General features: G+C 60.5%; 19 protein-coding genes and 2 pseudogenes. 13 read left to right on the forward strand and 8 right to left on the reverse strand.

What is annotated here, in order from left to right:
- Positions 1-78 precede the first annotated feature (78 nt).
- A complete protein-coding gene (locus tag DBIPINDM_RS01235; protein ID WP_258581073.1) occupies positions 79-321 on the reverse strand; it encodes a hypothetical protein in 243 nt (80 codons plus the stop codon).
- A 7-nt stretch (positions 322-328) separates the two neighbouring features.
- Here DBIPINDM_RS01235 and DBIPINDM_RS01240 point away from each other — a divergent pair, with 7 nt between their 5' ends.
- The 4 genes from DBIPINDM_RS01240 to DBIPINDM_RS01255 all read left to right on the forward strand — a co-directional run bounded on the left by DBIPINDM_RS01240 (position 329) and on the right by DBIPINDM_RS01255 (position 3,901).
- A complete protein-coding gene (locus DBIPINDM_RS01240) occupies positions 329-655 on the forward strand; it encodes an ATP-binding protein (protein ID WP_258581074.1) in 327 nt (108 codons plus the stop codon).
- 91 nt (positions 656-746) lie between these two features.
- Positions 747-1,112, forward strand: a complete 366-nt coding sequence (locus DBIPINDM_RS01245) for a response regulator (RefSeq protein WP_258581075.1) — start codon at positions 747-749, stop codon at positions 1,110-1,112.
- 461 nt (positions 1,113-1,573) lie between these two features.
- Entirely contained in the window at positions 1,574-3,415 is a 1,842-nt protein-coding gene (locus DBIPINDM_RS01250; RefSeq protein ID WP_258581076.1) for a type II toxin-antitoxin system HipA family toxin, read from the forward strand.
- The gene (locus DBIPINDM_RS01255; protein ID WP_258581077.1) at positions 3,416-3,901 is read left to right on the forward strand and encodes a hypothetical protein; all 486 of its coding nucleotides are present in this window, start codon (positions 3,416-3,418) and stop codon (positions 3,899-3,901) included.
- Between the two features lie 82 nt (positions 3,902-3,983).
- On the opposite strand, the pseudogene DBIPINDM_RS01260 reads toward DBIPINDM_RS01255, so the two are convergent.
- Positions 3,984-4,226, reverse strand: a pseudogene (locus tag DBIPINDM_RS01260) (SMC-Scp complex subunit ScpB); the annotation flags it as partial.
- Between the two features lie 100 nt (positions 4,227-4,326).
- A complete protein-coding gene (gene tnpC, locus DBIPINDM_RS01265) occupies positions 4,327-5,865 on the reverse strand; it encodes an IS66 family transposase (RefSeq protein WP_258581078.1) in 1,539 nt (512 codons plus the stop codon).
- A 138-nt stretch (positions 5,866-6,003) separates the two neighbouring features.
- Between tnpC and DBIPINDM_RS01270 the strand changes: the two genes are divergently transcribed.
- Together DBIPINDM_RS01270 and DBIPINDM_RS01275 are read left to right on the forward strand one after the other, a co-directional pair.
- Complete coding sequence (locus DBIPINDM_RS01270) at positions 6,004-6,864, forward strand: site-specific integrase (protein WP_258580706.1); 861 nt, start codon at positions 6,004-6,006, stop codon at positions 6,862-6,864.
- 10 nt (positions 6,865-6,874) lie between these two features.
- Positions 6,875-8,083, forward strand: coding sequence for an IS91 family transposase (locus DBIPINDM_RS01275; RefSeq protein WP_258580705.1), 1,209 nt, complete (start codon positions 6,875-6,877; stop codon positions 8,081-8,083).
- 415 nt (positions 8,084-8,498) lie between these two features.
- Here DBIPINDM_RS01275 and tnpB read toward each other — a convergent pair whose 3' ends face one another.
- From tnpB to DBIPINDM_RS01300, 5 genes are all read right to left on the reverse strand, one after another.
- Positions 8,499-8,852: an IS66 family insertion sequence element accessory protein TnpB gene (tnpB, locus tag DBIPINDM_RS01280; RefSeq protein WP_258580693.1), complete on the reverse strand. Its 354-nt coding sequence runs from the start codon at positions 8,850-8,852 to the stop codon at positions 8,499-8,501.
- On the reverse strand, positions 8,833-9,297 hold the full coding sequence (gene tnpA / locus DBIPINDM_RS01285; RefSeq protein WP_258581239.1) for an IS66-like element accessory protein TnpA: 465 nt from the start codon (positions 9,295-9,297) through the stop codon (positions 8,833-8,835). Before tnpA ends, tnpB begins: the two co-directional genes overlap by 20 nt.
- A gap of 32 nt (positions 9,298-9,329) precedes the next feature.
- Positions 9,330-9,464, reverse strand: a complete 135-nt coding sequence (locus tag DBIPINDM_RS01290) for a DUF1403 family protein (protein ID WP_258581079.1) — start codon at positions 9,462-9,464, stop codon at positions 9,330-9,332.
- Positions 9,461-9,832: a DUF1403 family protein gene (locus DBIPINDM_RS01295; protein WP_258581080.1), complete on the reverse strand. Its 372-nt coding sequence runs from the start codon at positions 9,830-9,832 to the stop codon at positions 9,461-9,463. Before DBIPINDM_RS01295 ends, DBIPINDM_RS01290 begins: the two co-directional genes overlap by 4 nt.
- Positions 9,833-9,917: 85 nt before the next feature.
- Complete coding sequence (locus DBIPINDM_RS01300) at positions 9,918-10,187, reverse strand: DUF1403 family protein (protein ID WP_258581081.1); 270 nt, start codon at positions 10,185-10,187, stop codon at positions 9,918-9,920.
- A 125-nt stretch (positions 10,188-10,312) separates the two neighbouring features.
- On the opposite strand from DBIPINDM_RS01300, the pseudogene DBIPINDM_RS01305 reads away from it, so the two are divergent.
- From DBIPINDM_RS01305 to DBIPINDM_RS01330, 7 genes and pseudogenes are all read left to right on the forward strand, one after another.
- Positions 10,313-11,432 (forward strand): annotated as a pseudogene (locus tag DBIPINDM_RS01305) (tyrosine-type recombinase/integrase).
- A 117-nt stretch (positions 11,433-11,549) separates the two neighbouring features.
- Positions 11,550-11,807: an autoinducer binding domain-containing protein gene (locus DBIPINDM_RS43535; RefSeq protein ID WP_416361693.1), complete on the forward strand. Its 258-nt coding sequence runs from the start codon at positions 11,550-11,552 to the stop codon at positions 11,805-11,807.
- Positions 11,786-11,989, forward strand: a complete 204-nt coding sequence (locus DBIPINDM_RS01310; protein ID WP_258581082.1) for a helix-turn-helix domain-containing protein — start codon at positions 11,786-11,788, stop codon at positions 11,987-11,989. Before DBIPINDM_RS43535 ends, DBIPINDM_RS01310 begins: the two co-directional genes overlap by 22 nt.
- A 1,924-nt stretch (positions 11,990-13,913) precedes the next feature.
- Positions 13,914-15,116: a plasmid partitioning protein RepA gene (repA, locus tag DBIPINDM_RS01315; RefSeq protein ID WP_258581083.1), complete on the forward strand. Its 1,203-nt coding sequence runs from the start codon at positions 13,914-13,916 to the stop codon at positions 15,114-15,116.
- Positions 15,117-15,190: 74 nt separating this feature from the next.
- On the forward strand, positions 15,191-16,156 hold the full coding sequence (gene repB / locus DBIPINDM_RS01320; protein ID WP_258581084.1) for a plasmid partitioning protein RepB: 966 nt from the start codon (positions 15,191-15,193) through the stop codon (positions 16,154-16,156).
- A gap of 155 nt (positions 16,157-16,311) precedes the next feature.
- Positions 16,312-17,517: a plasmid replication protein RepC gene (gene repC / locus DBIPINDM_RS01325; RefSeq protein WP_258581085.1), complete on the forward strand. Its 1,206-nt coding sequence runs from the start codon at positions 16,312-16,314 to the stop codon at positions 17,515-17,517.
- Between the two features lie 271 nt (positions 17,518-17,788).
- Positions 17,789-18,136: a helix-turn-helix domain-containing protein gene (locus tag DBIPINDM_RS01330; protein ID WP_258581086.1), complete on the forward strand. Its 348-nt coding sequence runs from the start codon at positions 17,789-17,791 to the stop codon at positions 18,134-18,136.
- Positions 18,137-18,145: the final 9 nt, after the last annotated feature.

The raw sequence follows: 18,145 nt of genomic DNA on the forward strand, positions 1-18,145 counted from the left end.
TCGTGCGTCCCGCTTTCGAAGTACCGCTCCATTGCGAGACGCCCAACGCTCCAGGCCCTCAAGGTCTCGCAGAAAGCGCTACGCACCGGCGAACTCGTGGATCGTCAAAGCCGCCAGGTCATCCGCAAAGCGATCGGTGGCTATCACGAGCTCGACGACGATCAGGCATGGCTTGAGCTCGGCCACGTTGACAAGCAACTGCGGCAGTTGCGCACCCAGCTTGAGCGAGGCCTCAGAGACAAGATCATCCAACGGGTCGACGGCTACCTCGACGTCCAGGACGGAGCGCTTGCCCGCTATCTCGAGAAGCTTCGCCAGCAATGCGTCGATGACCTCAGCGGATAAGGTTCAACAGCACCTGCTGGACCTCGATCCTAATGCAATAAAAGCCAAGGAGGGCGCCGGAAGACGTGCTGCGGCTTTCAACCTCCCCATTGCACATGACATGGTTGCAGTGGCGGTAGCCGACACCGGCGCCGGTTTCGCGCCGGAGGGACGCGACCGCCTGTTCCCACCCTTCGTGACCACCAAATCCACCGGCATGGAGATTGGTCTGTCGATCTGTCGGCGAATGGTCGAGTCGAGGGGGCAGTTGTGGGCCGAGCACAACGCAGGAGGCGGGACAGCAACGCTGCAAAAAGCCGCGCCCGCTTGATTAGCATCAAGGACGAGCTGGAGAGCTAATCTATTCTTGTGGGCTGCTTGGCGCATAATGCGCCATTTCGAACCGCTGCAAAGGTATCTGCATGAGTAATATCAATCGGAACATGATTGCCGTTGTGGACGATGACGAGGACGCTCGGAAGGCGCTCAACTTTCTTCTCGATGCGCTCGGGCGGTCTGCGGAAGGCTTCTCTTCAGGCGCGGACCTCCTCAACGCTGAGCTGGAGAATTTTGACCATATTATCCTAGATCAGCATATGCCCAGGATGACCGGCTTGCAGCTAATGAGCATCCTCCGCTCGTCGCAAATCAATACTCCGGTCATGTTGATGAGCGGCAATCTGACCGACGAGGTGGTCGCGGCGGCCGAAGCCCTTGGCGCCAAAGTCACCGAGAAGCCACTGAGTCTGGAGGTCCTTGCCGCGTTCCTTGACAAGGAAGAAATGTAAGTTGCGCTAGCGAACAGTACGGCCCCTGGCAAGGGCAAGCAGCCGAGCGGATCGAGGCGGCCGGCGAGAAGGAGAACGAGCAGGCTGCTCCCACGGAACGTCTGGCAAAGACTGTCAAGCGTCGGGCCAACCGGGTGCACTGCCGTCGCATCTTCCTCGTGTCGAGATGGTTGTCGTGTTGCCTCACGTAATTTTGTTACCGGCTGCCTCACCAAGAATGTTACCCGCTCGCCAGACGTGTGGAATCTGAAGCGAGGTATGGCGCTGGGCCGCTGACCTTGCCGATGAGCCGCCGCACGGCTTGTTGTCGCCACGCCCTTAGTTCGGTCAGCTCGGCCTTGGAGGCATGGGCCTCAGATTCCTAACCTTCCCGTATTTGAAATACGCTAAAGTTAGAAATCATTGCCGTTTCAAGCCTGCCGTGTTACTTTCCCGTATGTGAGATACGCGAAAGTTAGAAAATGCCCCTGCACCTAGTTGGAGAGAACATCGACAAAACCCGCAGCCACTACCAGGCTGAGACGGGCAAACTCGTCCAGCTGATGCGCGGCATCTACGTCAATGCCGGGGAGGATATCGAGGCGACGGCACTCAAGCATGCCGTCCGCATCGCAAAATATCTCTACCCCAACGCCTACCTGTCAGCGGCGAGCGCTGTCCTTCTCGGGCCAACCCGCGACGGCCGCCTGTTCCTAAGCGGGCGGCGGATACAGCGCACGCCCATCCGCTTGCTCGAAATCATCCAGAACGCGGCTCCCGATCATCCATCTGTGGCCGCGGCGATTGTTGATGACGGCATGGGAGAATTCCGGATCGACGTTTCCTCAATGCGCCAACGCTTCCTCGAAGCCTTCCGTCTGCGCAGCGAGCACGCGGCATCCATCGACGAAACGATGCGCGAGACAATCGCGAACCGCCTCATCGAAGAGTACGGCAGCGCCCAGGGTGCGGCCGATGCCATATGGTCACTTGCCCGCGAAAATAAGTGGTATCGCGAAGGTGAGCATGCCGAGCGCTTCCTGCTCCGGCGTCCCGCGCCAGCGGAAGCAGCGCGCAACGAGGCCGCACTTGATTTGATTGTCGCATGGCACGGCGCGCCCCTGGGCAACCTCACTCATGACGGTTTTGAATGGCGCTGGAATCCCGACGATCAGGACGGCCCGCCGCTCGTTCGCCAGACCACGCCGGGTAAACTCCCGCCCTTCATTTTGTCGCTGCTGCCCGAAGGCTGGCTTGAGTCAGTCTTGAACGACCGCGACGAGCGCGCGATGCTGCGCTCGGGCAAGCGCTACATGTCGAACATCACGATCGTTGAGCGCGCGAACGATCTCGCCGCCCTGCCGCCTGACATACTGCTGACCCGGCTCAGTGGCTTCACTAAGAACTCTCTATTCACTGGCCAGTATGCCGGGCCGGGCCGCGGCGACCTGGAGCAAAGCTTCGAACGCAATCTCGCACAGATATTCGAGCGCACCGATACACCCCGCTTGTCGGGTGTCCAGATCAAAGCGCCAATGTTCCTCGATGCGGATGGCACCTTGTCGCCCAGCACCGGCAAACCCTTCACCCATATCCTCAAACCTGCTGGCACGAGCGGATTTGAGGCTCTGCCGGTTATTGAATGGCAGTCGCTCGCGTTGGGCCGCCGATCCGGTTTCACAACGGCCCCGACCGCACTCGTTCCCATGCCTGACGGGATGCCGCCCGCGCTCGTGGTTGAGCGGTTCGACATCAGGACGAGCCTTGATGACAAGCATCTTCTTGCGCTTGAGGATTTCTGTTCCGTGCTGGGTGTGCCCACCGAAGCAAAATACGACGGCACGATGGAGCGCATCGCGCGGGCTCTGAGACCTCTATCAACCGCCCCGGAAGAGGATGTTCTGCTTGTGCTGAAGCGATCCCTGTTCGCCTGGCTGATCGCCGATGGCGACATGCATCTTAAGAACATGGCGCTCCTCAAGATCGCAGAGCCGGGCAGCGCGCAATTCAGCTCGGTTCGCATGGCACCGCTCTACGATGCTGTCACGACCCGCGTGTTTCCACGTCTCGAAAGAGACCGGATGGCGCTCAAACTGAACGGCAAGGACGATCGTCTGCGCCGCGCCGACTTCAAGACGTTCGCCAGCACTGCAGGCCTCAAGGCTGCCGAAGCAGACAACGCAATTGACGATCTTGTCGCCGCTCTTTCGCACGCACTCGATCACCTAGAATTGCCATCGCCTCTATCAGACGGGTCTCAAGGCGCGAAGATGGCGGAGCAAATGCGCGCGATTGTCCGCGAACGTATCGAAGGGTTTGCGTAGATGATCGATCTCACCGACGCGCCGGTCTCTGCCCTCCTTGAACTGCACGGCGATTTGTTGGCAGAGCTGCGGCGTCGTAAGATCGTGCGCAGTGCCAACAATCCAACCGGCGACTACGGAGAGCTCCTATTCTCCAGAGCCTTCGGGTGGACCCTCAACAGCAATTCTTCCGCCGATGCTGACGCCATCGATACCGAGGGGGTGCGCTATCAGATAAAGTGCCGCAAGCTTGAAACACTGGGCGGTTCCCGTCAGCTCGGATTTATCCGCCGACTCCCCGACAGACCTTTTGACCGGCTCGCGGCTGTCCTGCTCGATGGCAAGTTCCGTGTCACCAGGGCAGCCATCATTCCGTACGAAGTCGTCGAACCGCGACGTACGTCGATAGCGTCAAAGGCTGGAGGTTCATGCTGCGCGACTGTCTGTGACATACCCGGCGTCATGGATGTTACGCCCGAATTGCGAGCGGCGGAGCAGGCGATCTGATGGCTGGCAGCGGCGCGACCCGTCCTACTGATCGCGTCCGAAATCGCTTTGCGCAAGGAACCCAAGGGATGCGTAGTCCGACATAGGGGCGGCCACGCAGTTCCTCGCGGATGTCATCGATGATCAGATCGAGATTGCAGCTCTTGCTGACGATGCGCGCAAGAGCCTCACGCGAAACGGGTTCGCTGGCGGCAAAAATGGTCGCCTCGACGCGATGCATCCACTCGCGCCAGCGAACCTCCGCCAGCAGATGATCCAACTCGCGGACGACCAGCATTCGCTGGACATCTCTTTTTTCTCGTGTGCGTCGTGTCGGTTCCACCATTCGATCACAATCCGTAGATGCGGAAGGTCGGTAAGCGCTCATTTCCATGCGCGTTGACGCGGCCCGTTTGACGGGGTCGCTGTCAGACGGCTGCATCGGATCATGCAGCGGCGGTTTTGGCGAAGTTGAAGGGCAGCAGGTCGGTGATGTCGGCGTCTGTGGCGCGCTGCGGCAATTCGCTGAGGACGTAGCGCAAGTAGGCCAAGGGCTCGACGCCACAGGCGCGGCAGGTCAGCATCAGGCTGTATATGACGGCGCTGGCCCTGGCTCCATCCACGGTATCGCTGAACAGCCAGGATTTTCTGCCGGTGGCAAAGATTCTGATATCGCGTTCGAGGAGGTTGTTGTCGATCGGCATCCTGCCGTCTTCTGTGTATCGCGTCAGGTACTCCCACTGGTTCAGAGTGTAGGACACGGCGTCGCCGATCTTGCTATCGGGCAAGACCTTCGGCGCGATGTCGTCGAGCCATGCCTTGAGAGCATTGAGGATGGGAACGCTGTGTTGCTGGCGAAAGCGGCGAATGCAATCGGCTTGTGTTTCGCCCTTGTCCGGCTTTTCGTTCCGAACTTGGCCTTCAACCCGGTAGAGCTGCTCGAAGAACTTGAGCGCCTGCTCCGGCGGACCGCCCCCCTTCTTTCTTGCCTTGAGGGCATCGACGAAGCGACGTCTGGAATGGGCCATGCATCCCACATGGGTGGCCCCTGCCAGCGTGCGCCATGCGGTATAGCCATCGCTCATCAGTATGCCGCGGTAATCGCCGAGGAAGGCCTGCGGATAAATCTGGCCGCGACCCGGTTGATAATCGAGCAGCACGATCGGCTCGTTACTCTCTTCGCCGCTCCGGTATGCCCACATAAATGATGTGCTGGTGGCCTCCCTGTCCTTTTCCTTCAGGACCTGGACGGTGGTCTCGTCGCCATGGATGAGTGCTTGAGACCTGAGCCGCAGCTTCAGTGCGTCATAGATGCGGGAGAGATGCTTCTCGCTCGATCCGATCACCCAATGCCCCAGAGCGCCGCGGCTGACGGGCACGCCGGCTCGCTCGAATGCCTGGCTCAAGCGGTAGAGCGGCGTGCCGTCGACGTACTTGTGAACAAGAGCAAATGCCAGTGTCGAGGCCGTGGCGATGCTGCCCGGCAAGGGCTGCGCGGGCATCGGCGCGATCACGACCGGCGTATTGATGCCGGTACGGTCGCAATGGCGGCAGGCATACTTGAAGCGCACATTCTGCAGGACCTTCGCCTTCACCTCGATATGAAGCTGCTCGGTAATGGCCTCGCCCATGTGGTGCATCCGGTGACGACAGCAAGGACAGGCCTTCTGATCTTCGGGAAGGTCATACTCGACGCGCTCGCGCGGCAGGTGTTCCGGCAGGGCCTTGCGGCCACGCTTCTTTCCCTCCGGCTTTTTTTCGGTGGACGGAAAGCCGGTGTCCGGCAGGTCGACCACATTGCCATCTTCGCTGCCGGCGTCGTCTTCATCGGCAACCTGTTCGGCTTCATTGAAAAGGCGATCAACGTGCTTTTCGCTCTTGGGCGCAAAACGATGTGAGCGCGCCAGCGCCAACTCTTCCTCGAGCTTAACCACGCGTTCTGCGAGCTGACGGTTCTCCGCCTGCAGCACAGCAATGCGCGCCATCAACTCCTCAACAGTCGGTTCGCCAGGTCGATTGAACTAAACCGCTGCCGCGGTAGCTGACGCGCGGGTCTGGCCTGAGGAGGCCCCTGTCTGAGAAGATTTGGTGTCGAGCCAACCTTCCAGACAGGAGAACCCCAGATGGCCCAGATAAGCCCTCTGCGTCAGCGGATGATTGAAGATCTGACGATCCGCAATTTGTCACCGGAGACCCAGCGATCCTACGTGCATCACGTGGCGAAGTTCAGTCGATTTTTTGGACGATCACCCGATCAATTGGGATACGAAGAGGTGCGCGCCTATCAGGCCCACTTGGTGGGCCGAAGGGTCTCGTGGGGCGCGTTGAACCAGACCGTTTGCGCCTTGCGTTTCTTCTACGGCGTGACGCTGGGTCGATCTGATCTGCCTGAGCGGATCGCTTACGCCCGGACGCCGCGCAAGTTGCCGGTCGTGCTGAGCGCCGATGAGGTGGTCGGCTTTCTGCAGGCCGTGAAGGGGACGAGGAACCGGGTCGCTCTGATGACCACCTATGCGGCGGGCTTACGCGCCGCGGAGGCGGCGTGTCTGCGGGTGAGCGACATCGATAGCAGCCGGATGGTCATTCGCATCGAGCAGGGCAAGGGCGGCAAGGACCGCTATGTGATGCTGTCGCCGCAGCTGCTGGAGATTTTGCGCGTCTATTGGCGGTTGACCAAGCCGGGGCGATGGCTGTTTCCCCGGCGCGATGGCCGCGGCCCGATCCACCCGCAGACCTTGGGGATCGCCTGTCGAGCAGCCTGCGAGTTCCTGGGCGTTGAGAAGCGGGTGACGGTGCACACCCTTCGTCACAGCTTCGCCACCCACCTTTTGGAAGCCGGCACGGACATAAGGATCATTCAGGTGCTGCTGGGCCATCGCAGCCTGGCGACGACGACACTGTACGCCCAGGTCTCAACGGCAGTGATCGGCCGGACCGCCAGTCCTTTTGACCAACTCCACATGGAGATCACGCCGCCCGGCTGAGCCGCGCGCCATGCGCCCGGATCTGGAAGTGGCGGATGTATTCCACCGTCACGGGGATGATTATCGCCGCGACCATGCCGGCCATCTCGGGCGTGTCGAGCGCCGGGTCATGGCCGCGGTGGAGGCGTGCCGGACCGCGGCCCTGGGTGGTCACGCCGAACACTGCACCGACTGCGGCCTCGTGCGGCAAGCCTATAACTCCTGCCGCAACCGCCACTGCCCTAAGTGCCAGGGCCTAGCCCGCGCCCAGTGGCTGGCCGAGCGGCAGGCTGAGCTGCTGCCGGTCCCATACTTCCACGTGGTCTTCACCGTCCCGGCCCAGATCGCTGAGATCGCCTTCCAGAACAAGGCGGCGGTCTATGCGATCCTGTTCAAGGCCGCATCCGAAGCCTTGAGGGCGGCGGCGGCCGATCCCAGGCATCTGGGCGCCGAGATCGGCGTGGTCGCCGTGCTTCATACTTGGGGTCAAAATCTCCACCATCATCCGCATGTCCACTGCGTCGTGCCGGGCGGCGGCCTGTCGCTCGAGCCTGCCCCGGCGACGGCCGGGGACCGGCGATGGATCGCCTGCCGGCCGGGATTTTTCCTGCCCGTGCGGGTTCTGTCGCGCCTGTTCAGGCGGCTATTCCTGGAGCACCTGCAGGACGCCTTCGACGCCGGCCAGCTTCGCTTCTTCAGCGATCTCGCCAGCCTGGCCGACCCTGCCACTTTCTGCGCCCAACTGGCTGGACTGAAGCGGATCGAATGGGTCGTCTACGCCAAGCCCCCGTTCGGCGGTCCCGAACAGGTCCTCGCCTATCTGGGCCGCTACACCCATCGCGTCGCCATCGCCAACAGCCGCCTCGTGAGCCTGGACCAGGGAAAGGTCAGCTTCCGCTGGAAGGACTATCGCCACCACGACAAGTCCAAGCACAAGCTCATGACCTTAAGCGCCGACGAGTTCATCCGGCGCTTCCTGCTGCACGCTCTTCCAGACGGATTCCATCGCATCCGCCACTACGGCCTCTTCGCCAACGGCCACCGCGTCGCCAAGCTCGCCCAGTGCCGTCTTCTTCTGGCGGCGCCCACGCCGCCGACGCCGGACCCGACCGCCGACTATCGCCAGCGTTACCGCTGTCTCACAGGGCGCTCCCTGGACATCTGTCCGGGCTGCGGCGGCGCCATGGCCTCGCTCGGCCCGATCCCGCGCAAGGCCCAGACCTGGCCAGACACCTCATGACACGCCGCGCACCGACACGCTCGCACCGTCCATCCCGGCGTCTGCTACAGTCGCCGCCGGGCCTTTGCGCGCCGCTAGTCAAAGTCGCAGCCTGGCTATCGCCAGCAACGCTGCACCTCAGCGTCAACGACCCAATGGCGCCGTCTCTCGCGTCGCAGATGGTCCTGCATCGCGACGACGGGCGACTGCCCCAGAGCGATCGGCGAGCCCGCTCCGGCGCCTCGGACACACTGTCGACCCCTAAATCCCCATAGCCCCGCCCGCCATCCCGCGGTTCAGTTCAATCAGGCTTCAATGTAGTCGCGACCCATGCGTGCCCGCCCAATCGCGCCCGCGACCACACAGAACCCTCCAGATTCATCGTAGTTTTGAATCTGAACCGCACCGACGCGTCAACCGCACAATTCGGGAGCCGTCAGCCCGCAACCTGATATTGCCGCACCGGATGGCGCACCATTGCATCGATGTCGATGCCGTCGAGAATCCAATGGAGCTGCTCGGTCGTCAGCGTAACCACCGCCGTCTCCCGGCGTGGCCATCGGAACCTGTCTTCGGTCAGCCGCTTCAGAACCAGCACGAAGCCGGACCGGTCGAAGAACAAGAGTTTCATCCGGTCGCGGCGGCGATTGCAAAATGCAAAGACCGCAGGCGCAAATGGGTCAAGCTCCATCACCTCCTGAACCAGGACCGCAAGGCTGTTGATGCCGGCCCTAAAATCGATCGGCTCGCGGTGCAGGTAGACGTTGAGATCAGCGCCCAGTCTGAACATGGCCCAGAGCTCCAATGATCGCCGTCAACGCGTCTACATCACCGCATTCCAGCACCAGCTTCACGCCGTTCGGCAAAGACGCGCTCACCTTGGCTGGGAGTGGCAATGAGCCCATGCTTTCCGACTTCGACAGCCGCTCTTCACCACGCGCAGCAGGCCTGTCCACCGAATTGCTCTGCATAGGCAGGCTGTGGTCCGCAGCGGTGACTTGAACTGGAATGAACGCAGACGGTGCAGGTGGCGGCAAAGCACCGGCGTCTTTGGTCGTCTTTATCCATTTCCGAAGAAGGTTGGCATTGATCCCATATTCAAGCGCAAGTCGCGATACCGACACGCCAGGCTCAAGGCAGGCCGCAACTAGCCGCTCTTTCGACGCCGGGTCGTACCGCCGGCGGCCGTTGCGCAAAATCCGCCTCACCAGCAGTTTCTGTTCATCGTCCTCAATCACTTGGTGTCCACCTCCGTTAAGTGGACACTTCATGCCAAAACACGCTCAATGGAAAAAGGTGCGGAGAAATTCGCGCTTACGAAGGTCGGGCGGCCCGACAGTTCGCGCACGGCGCCAAACTCGAGCAGCCGGTCGAACAGCCGGCGTAACCCGCGATCGCTCATGCCGGTCTTGTTGTATCACCGCGCGAGGCGACGACGGCGTCATCGCCGAGAAGCGTCTCGATCACCGCGTCCGCACCTTTTGCCTGCAATTTTGGCGCAACAGCCAGCAGATGATCGGCGCGGCGGCCGAGCTCGGCGGCAAGATCCACCGCCTGCAGCGCCGCCCGCGCATAGGCGCCAAAAATGGCTTGGCGCGATGCCGGCTGCGCTTGCCGTTGGTCCGCTGGCGACAACCGATCGCTGGCTGTCGGCGGTGGCGGGTAGGCGCTCGAGCGTCGCGATGACATCGGCGGCCACGCCGACCGCGTTCGCGTGTGCGCCAGCAAGCCCTTTGATTTCATCGCCGAGACGCCCTGCCGTGTCCTCATCGAGGAAACTCCCCAGATCCGCGCCTATCTCGCCCAGCGCCGCTTCGCCAACCAAAGTCGCGACCGGACGCGAGGCCAGCCTGCGCTAGATCAGCAGCATGCGGCCGGCGGGCCCGAAATTATCGCCGGGGCGGGTGAGCAGCAGTGCGTCGCGCAACGCCGCTGCGTCTTCCATGCGGCCGGCGCGTTTTGCCGCTTCCGCCGCCGCGGCGGCGGCAAAAGCGGCATCTTCAAGCGATTGCGGAGCGGCCGCCGCGGCGCGCAGCCAGGCCGGCACCGGAGCGACCGGCGCAACCGGGCCCGAGCTCGCGGTGACAAGCGGGTGATGGCGGATCAATTTCGGGCGGAGAATCATCGCCGAGAGCATGAATCGGCGCGGCGCTTTTGGCAGCGTACTTTAGCAGAAACCGCCGCGCCTGTCGTGCAACTGTTACGAACGATAATGTTGTTATCGGACGTATGGCGCTAGCGTGCCAAATCATGGAAGATTCCCCATCGAAACCCGCCAAAATCGACCTCTCGCCCGCCGACCATCCGGATGGCGATCTTCCCGATATCGTCGATCTGGTGCTGGAAATGGGGGCCCCACCCACCACCCCGTGGGCGCCGGCGAATCTCGAAGCGCTCGTCGAGACGGCAACAGGCTACGCCAGGGCCGCCCGCTCCGAAAACACCAAAACCGCCTACTAAGGATTGGCGGCATTTTTCAGCCTGGTGCCGGCGCAACGGTTTCGAGCCCCTGCCCCCAGAGGTACAAACAATCGGCCTCTATATCAGCGCCTGTGCCTCAGGCAGCGCCGCCGGTGAGGCCCACCGGGGCTTGCTACCCCTTTCGGTCGCCACAATTGAACGCCGCCTGTCCGGCCACGCCTGGAACTTTACCCAGCGCGGTTTTGCGCTCGATCGATCCGATCGGCATATCGCCATGGTGCTTGCCGGCATTCGCAGAAAACACGCAAAGCCACCGCGGCAGAAAGAAGCCGTGCTCGGCGACGATCTCCTGGCGATGATCGCGACGCTCGGCCATAATTTGCGCGGCCTGCGCGACCGCGCTATTTTGCTCCTGGGCTTCGCCGGCGGCCTGCGCCGCTCCGAAATCGTCGGCCTCGACGTCGTGCGAGACGACAAGAGTGACGGCGCCGGCTGGATCGAGATTTTTCCGGACAAGGGCGTGCTGGTGACGCTGCGTGGGAAGACCGGCTGGCGCGAGGTCGAGGTGGGCAGCGGCTCCAGCGATTTGTCTTGCCCCGTGGTGGCGCTGGAGACCTGGATCAGGCTGGGCCGCATTGCGCGAGGCCCGCTTTTCCGCCGCATCTTCAAGGACAACGAGACCGTCGACGTCGAGCGGTTGTCCAACAAGCAATCGCCCGCCTGGTCAAGCAAACGGCGCTCGCCGGTGGCGTCCGCGCCGATCTTCCGGAAGCGGAGCGCGCTGTTGTTCGCCGGACACTCGCTGCGAGCAGGTCTCGCCTCTTCGGCTGAGATCGAGAAGCGCTACGTGCGGAAGTAACTCGGCCACGCCTCGGCCGAGATGACCCGCAAATATCAGCGCCGGCGTGAGCGGTTCCGCACCAACCTCACCAAGGCTTCCGGGCTTTGAACGGCCCCCTAGGGCGAGATTTCTACTTAGCGTTTCAGTTGACATCGGGAGTTAAGGGCGACAGCGGCCTCGCTAATCTCCCCGAGACGCGGAGCCTACGCCTGGTCGGAGCAAGGTTTGCCCGTTCCAGCAAGAAGGTCTCACCCAACGTTCTGTGGCGAAGCCCGAAAGTTTGGCATCCGTTCGGAGATGTCGATCCCGATCTTCGACGGGTCCGGAAGGCGTGCCCTCTTTACCTTCCCGTCCCGTGAGCGGAAACCCGACCCCGCGATGGTAGCGGACGGGTATTCCGTTCTGACACTTGGTGCCTTCATCGATGGCTACCTACAGAGCCGCAGCGACGACGGGTTGATATGCGCAGCCCCCTCCCACTGACGAGCTATCAGCTGGAATGCCTCGCATGGCTCCTGCAGGGCAAGACCAACGGCGATATCGCAGCACTTGGCAATGTCAGAAGACGGGCGGTCGAGTTCCAACTGCCGAACATCCGTCGGAAGCTCAACGTCATGACTACCTACCAGGCCCTCGACATCGCGATAAAGCACAATTGGATCTAAGCTCGATTGCAGACCGCGGTGGCTTCTCGGGAAGTGTGAGCTAGAAGACAGACGTTCTGGTGATGGGTGCCTATGCCACCGAATCATGGAAACATTCGTCATTTGGAGACAAAATGGTCAAGGCTACCAGCTGGCGCGACCAAGGATTGCCAATCTTGATTGATTGTCGCCGAAAAGCACTGGACCAGCTCTCTCTCTCTCTGAGGCGCCCTGGGTAGGCATAGCCTCCGTCTTATCGTCTCACCGGGAGGGCCACAACATTTCCCTCGCCTGGCAGATCAAAAGCCATTGCCAGCAAGCGTGTCGTAGCCATCTCGACGATCAACTCTTCAATGGACCGATCGGGCAAACCAGTCTTGACCCGCTGGCGAACCGCACGGTGAGTTGATAGACCGGAACCGGAACCAAAGGAGATGATCATCGAGCAATTGACTAATCTCGATTACAAGGTCGGCATCGATATTCTTTGGCAATTCTCGCATAGGCGATCCTTGATCAAATAAGGTGAACATCGACACGCGAGCAGTCTGAAGGTGATTTATACATGCGACCGCCACGATCTGCGCCACCTGCCCCCCTTTTAGTCCCAGCTATTGAACGCCAAGCCTTCGTCGCTTGCTTAAACTACCCGCCCCAACGCCCCTCCGAAGAATGCGTCAGGCTGGCAGGCGAGTCCAGAATCGAGATGGAGGAAAGTGGCTAGGCCTTTGCTTTCCGTATCCTTCCGATGGTCGGCCGCTGAAGCGGAGGCAGTCGCATGAAGATGGAGGTGAACCCGAAGAAATCCGTCGCTCGACGGTAATCTTGTCCCTTGCCGGGACGAGCAGCGGCAAACCCGCCAGGAGCTATGCAGCCCTTCCATCGGAGCGGACTGCGTTGCTGACATTGGGAGCCGCAGCGTCCGATGCCATGCTGTGGCGAGCACTGTTCGACCACGAAGAGAACGCTGAAACCGGCAGGAGGCAGGTCATTCGTCCAAGGGCCAGTAGGAATTTTATCTGGCGATCGACGTGTTGCTAGAACGATCCGCGAATGAAGGGCGTGAGCGGCTATTTAGGTTCTGTGGACACTTCAGCACCGTAAGCTGGCCGCCGAGGAGCTGCGTGAAGGTCACCCTGCCGACCTGGTCGCGCTGCACCTCGATCCAGACGCTGTGCACGTTCCGGACATCGGCAAGGCTAGAGAACGGTTGACCCCGGGCCCGCAATTAGAGAACGCTCCTGCGGCTGTCCCGTTCACCGCCACGACGGGGGCGAATTTCCTCCATCCCCCGCGCGAAGGTTGTCCAACGTTGGTGACGCGCGCTGGATTGCGGTTTATACGCCCTCTATCCTTTGGGCGCCGAGGAAGGGATTATCAAGCATACGAATGCGAGACACTCATGCACCCGCACGACGCCACCGACATCCGCTATCGACACGGCTGCTTGATTTCTCGAACAAGATAATGGGGGCCGACAGTTGCTCCATCCACGCCGCCCCGCGACTTGCTTGGAGCCAATCGGCCCAATTGAGCTTGGACCTTCGACCATTGCTCACCTGCCTCCCCTTCGACGGGCGGCCCTTGCCTCTGTCTCACATGGCCAGATTGTCCCTCCCCGGTCTCGCCGGCGGGAACCAAACGCACTGCCCTGCGCAGCCGGCATCTGCAATCTTTGGCTGCTGACGACCGTGATTTACTGCCGTAAAAACTGATCCTTATGGCAGAGAAAACATACATTTAGATGGGAGAGCGGAAACCTCCTAGTTTCGGCTAATGGGTACGGATTATGTTATACCAGCGTCAACCGGCAGCAAAGGGGCCGACCCGCATCGTTAACATTCTCTTAACCTAAAACTTCTTGCGGGGGTTGGCCGAATCGGAGCTTAATGGCGGTTGTTGAATAGTTTCATCGCAAAAAGCGCCAATTCAGGTTCCGACGAGAATGAACATCGCCATGCGGCTACCACGCTTTGAGTTCGATGACAAAATTCTCGAGCAGGGTGCCGAGATATCGCGACGCCTCAACCAGCTACGCATGGAGAAGTTCCCACCTAACGCGACGAAGACGCTACGCTCTTTTTCGATGGCTGAGGTGGCCCACTATCTTGGTGTGTCGCAAAACAATTTGAAGCGCCTTCATCTTGAGGGCAAAGGGCCGCTGCCCGATCAAGTCCCCTCCGGCCGGCGATCTTACACGGCCGAGCAAATGCTTGAGCTGCGCCATTTCCTTGACCGCCACGGCCGGACCGAGGTGAAAAAGTACGTCCCCCACCGCAAGCCCGGCGACAAGCTCCAGGTGGTTGCTGTCGTCAACTTCAAGGGCGGAAGCGGCAAGACAACGACCGCCGCCCACCTCGCCCAGCACCTGGCGCTGACCGGTCACCGTGTCCTTGCAATCGATCTCGACCCGCAAGCCTCGCTCTCCGCGCTCCATGGCTTTCAGCCGGAACTCGATCGCAACCTCTCTCTGTATGAGGCGATCCGCTACGATGATGAGCGCAAGCCGATCTCCGAGGTGATCGTGCCGACGAATTTCCCTGGCCTGGATATCATTCCGGCCAATCTTGAGCTGCAGGAGTATGAGTACGACACGCCGCTCGCCATGCAGGACAAATCGTCCAATGCCGGCCGCCAGTTTTTCACCAGGATCGCAAAGGCGCTGTCAGAAGTAGACAGCCGTTATGACGTCGTCGTCGTCGATTGCCCGCCGCAGCTTGGCTATCTCACCTTGACGGCGATGTCGGCGGCGACATCCGTTCTCATCACCGTTCACCCGCAGATGCTCGACTTGATGTCGATGAGCCAGTTTCTGCTGATGCTCGGCGGCATCTTGAAGACCATCAAAGCGGCCGGCGCATCGATACAGCTGGATTGGTTTCGCTATCTGATCACGCGCTACGAACCGACAGACATTCCGCAGGCGCAGATGGTCGGCTTCATGCAATCGATGCTTGCTGGCCAGATCCTCGAAAATCCGATGCTCAAGTCGACGGCGATTTCGGACGCGGGCCTGACGAAACAGACGCTCTACGAGGTGGAGAAATCGTCTTTTACCCGTTCAACCTACGACCGGGCGCTCGAATCGCTGGACGCGGTGAACTCGGAGATCGCGACATTAGTCCATCGCGCATGGGGACGGTCATGACGGCTTTTACGGCAGTAAAAAATGACAAGTTTGCTCGTGAAATCAGTCGACTAACCGAGAATGGGAGCGATTGAATGGCGCGCAAGGACATATTCGGCAGTGTTATGGGCCCAGCGACTGGAGTCGCGAATAACCAGGATGTATCGGGGTATGCCGTTCGCGGCGCATCACGGTCGATTATACAGTCGTTCGAGGAGCTCTCGAAGAGTTCTGTCGTCGATCTCGATCCGGCATTGGTCGACACGTCATTCGTCTCTGACCGCATGGCCGGTGACGATGAGGCCTTTCAGGAGTTGCTGGTGGCGATTCGTGACCGAGGACAGGATTCCCCTGTACTGGTCAGACCTCATCCGGAGATTTCCGGTCGGTTTCAGACCGTCTTTGGCCACAGGCGCGTCAGGGTCGCCCGCCAACTGGGCAGGCCTGTCCGTGCTGTCGTCAAGAAGATGGGCGATGAGGACCATGTCATCGCCCAGGGTCAAGAGAATGCTGCCAGGTCTGATTTGTCCTTCATCGAGCGGACGCTTTTCGCGGAGCGCATTCTCAAGCGGGGCCATTCGCCGGATACGGTGAAGTCGGCTCTTGCACTCGATGATACGACCTTCTCGAAGATGCGCTCCGTTACCAGCAGCATTCCTGAGCAGGTCATTCTGGCAGTCGGCGCCGCCAAGGGCGTTGGCCGGGATCGCTGGTGGCAACTTGCCAAACTGTTGGAGCATCCTGGGGCTGCAGCCAGGGCGACAGAGTATGTGGAAAGCGCGGATTTTGCCCAACCGGGGAGTGATGGCCGTTTCGCCCATCTCTTCGACTATCTGAGTGGCCCGGTGAAACGCCCGCCGGCGCCATCAAAGTCTCAGCAAAAGTCGTGGATCCCCCGGGACAAATCGGTCCGGGCCAACATCACCGACACTGGAAAAGTGTTTACGCTTGCCTTGAAATCCAAGGAAGCATCACCCTTCGGCGCATTCATTGCCGGCAAGCTCGACGAGCTTTTCGAGGCTTTTCGGGAATCGGAAATTGCGAAGAAAGCAGGAGACTAAAACCGCAAAAGAAAAAGGCCCCCGAACGTCACCGTCGCGGAAGCCCTTCTCATGTCTCTAGCAAGCTGAGAATCGCACTTCCCCGAATCACTGTCAAGAGTCGTGGCGCCGTTTCGGCGAGCAGAGTTCTTTTGCCTGATTGAAAGGTGAGGGAAATGAAGAGTGGGTACGCGACGACGCCCTTCGGGCGGCGGCCGATGACGCTTGCCCTGGTGCAAGCGAATACGGCATCGCGGGAGATCCCGAAAGGATCTCTCGTCGAGAAGTGGCAGGTCTATCGTTGGCTCTGTGAGGGAAAGTCGGCTCTCGGCGTGGGAGACCGCGCGCTGGCGGTGCTGAGCGGCCTGTTGACGTTCTACCCAGACGACCAGATCAGCGAGGAAAACGGCCTGATGGTCTTTCCGTCGAACGCTCAGCTGTCGTTGCGCGCACACGGCATGGCCGATTCCACATTGCGCAGGAACTTGGCGGAGTTGGTCAATTGCGGTCTGATCATCCGCCGCGATAGCCCCAATGGCAAAAGGTTCGCTCGCAAGGGGCAGGGCGGGGCTGTCGTGGAAGCGTTCGGGTTCTCGTTGGCGCCCCTTTTGACACGGGCCGCGGAGTTTCAGCTGGCGGCCGAGCAGGTCCGCGCCGACTCTAGGGCGCTGAAATTGATGCGTGAGCGGGTCACGCTCCATCGCCGTGACATCCATAAGCTTGTCGAGGCTGCGATCGAGGAGGCCGTTCCTGGCGACTGGGGAGCCATCTGGAGGCGTTTCCGAACCATCGTGGGGGCCATTCCCCGCCGAGCCGGCCTATCTGACCTGGAGGGCTTCGTTGCGGAGCTGACCGCATTGCACGATGAAGTGGACAGGATGCTGGAAAGCTTCACAAAGTCCAGGAATCCTAGCGGCAATGAGTCCCAAAATGAGCGGCAGCAATCTGATTCAAACACAGACTCCACTTTTGTATTTGAACCGGCTTTCGAAAAAAGCAGGGCGGCGGTCGAGCCAACATCTGTTTCGGCCGAGAAACCGAAAGGCTACCCGATAGGACTTGTGCTGAGAGCGTGCCCCGAAATTGCGGACTATGCCGTCAACGGGATCGGAAATTGGCGCGACTTGATGATGACCGCTGCCCAGGTGCGGGGGTACCTTGGCGTTTCGCCCTCAGCGTATGAGGAGGCCTGCCATGTGATGGGCCAGGAAGTTGCCGCGATCGTGATCGCCTGCATCCTGCAAAGAGCGCAACATATCAACTCGGCAGGCGGCTATCTGCGGGTGCTGACCGAAAAGGCGAGGGGAGGGCAGTTTTCTGTCGGACCGATGCTCATGGCGGCGCTGAAGGCCAATGGCTCGATAGCAAGGATGACCGGATAGTATGGGGGTCATCCACGATTGTGCATATGTCGTGGGCATCGACACGTCGTTTAATCATGTCGATAGAATACCAATTTGTCGACATGTGGCCGAACTGCTTCTGTACATAGCGGGGCGGAGCGCGGGGGATCTGCTATTGGTACAGTGACGATGCCCCGATTTATGCCCTTTTGGCCGACGGCAAGAACGAAAAGACGGATTTGAAGCCGGAAGAGGCTAAGGCGGTTGCAGCATTTGCAAAGGCGATCAAGGCTGCAAACAGGAGCAGGACATGAGCGAGATGACGAAATTCGGTGCGGATCTGATCCAGGCCATGTCTGAAGCATTGGCTCATGCGCAGGGCAAGAATGTTCCCGGCGTTCGCGTGAGCGCTGTTGATGTCGGCACAGTTGATGCGAAGGCAATCCGCAAGCAGCTTGACCTCACTCAGGATGAAATGGCGACTGTGCACGGTACAAGTCCTTCCGGCTACAAAAAATGGGAGCAAGGAAAGCGGCAACCCAGTGGTGCTGCTCGAACCTTGCGTCGGATCATGGAGAAAGAGCCCGAAGCCGTCTTGCGGGCTCTGTCAATCGACAAGTCTGCCGAGGAAATTCAAACCGCCGCGGCGCCTCACTGAAAATTGGGC

Origin of the sequence: Mesorhizobium sp. AR02 (genome assembly GCF_024746835.1) — a bacterium.
Taxonomy (GTDB): domain Bacteria; phylum Pseudomonadota; class Alphaproteobacteria; order Rhizobiales; family Rhizobiaceae; genus Mesorhizobium.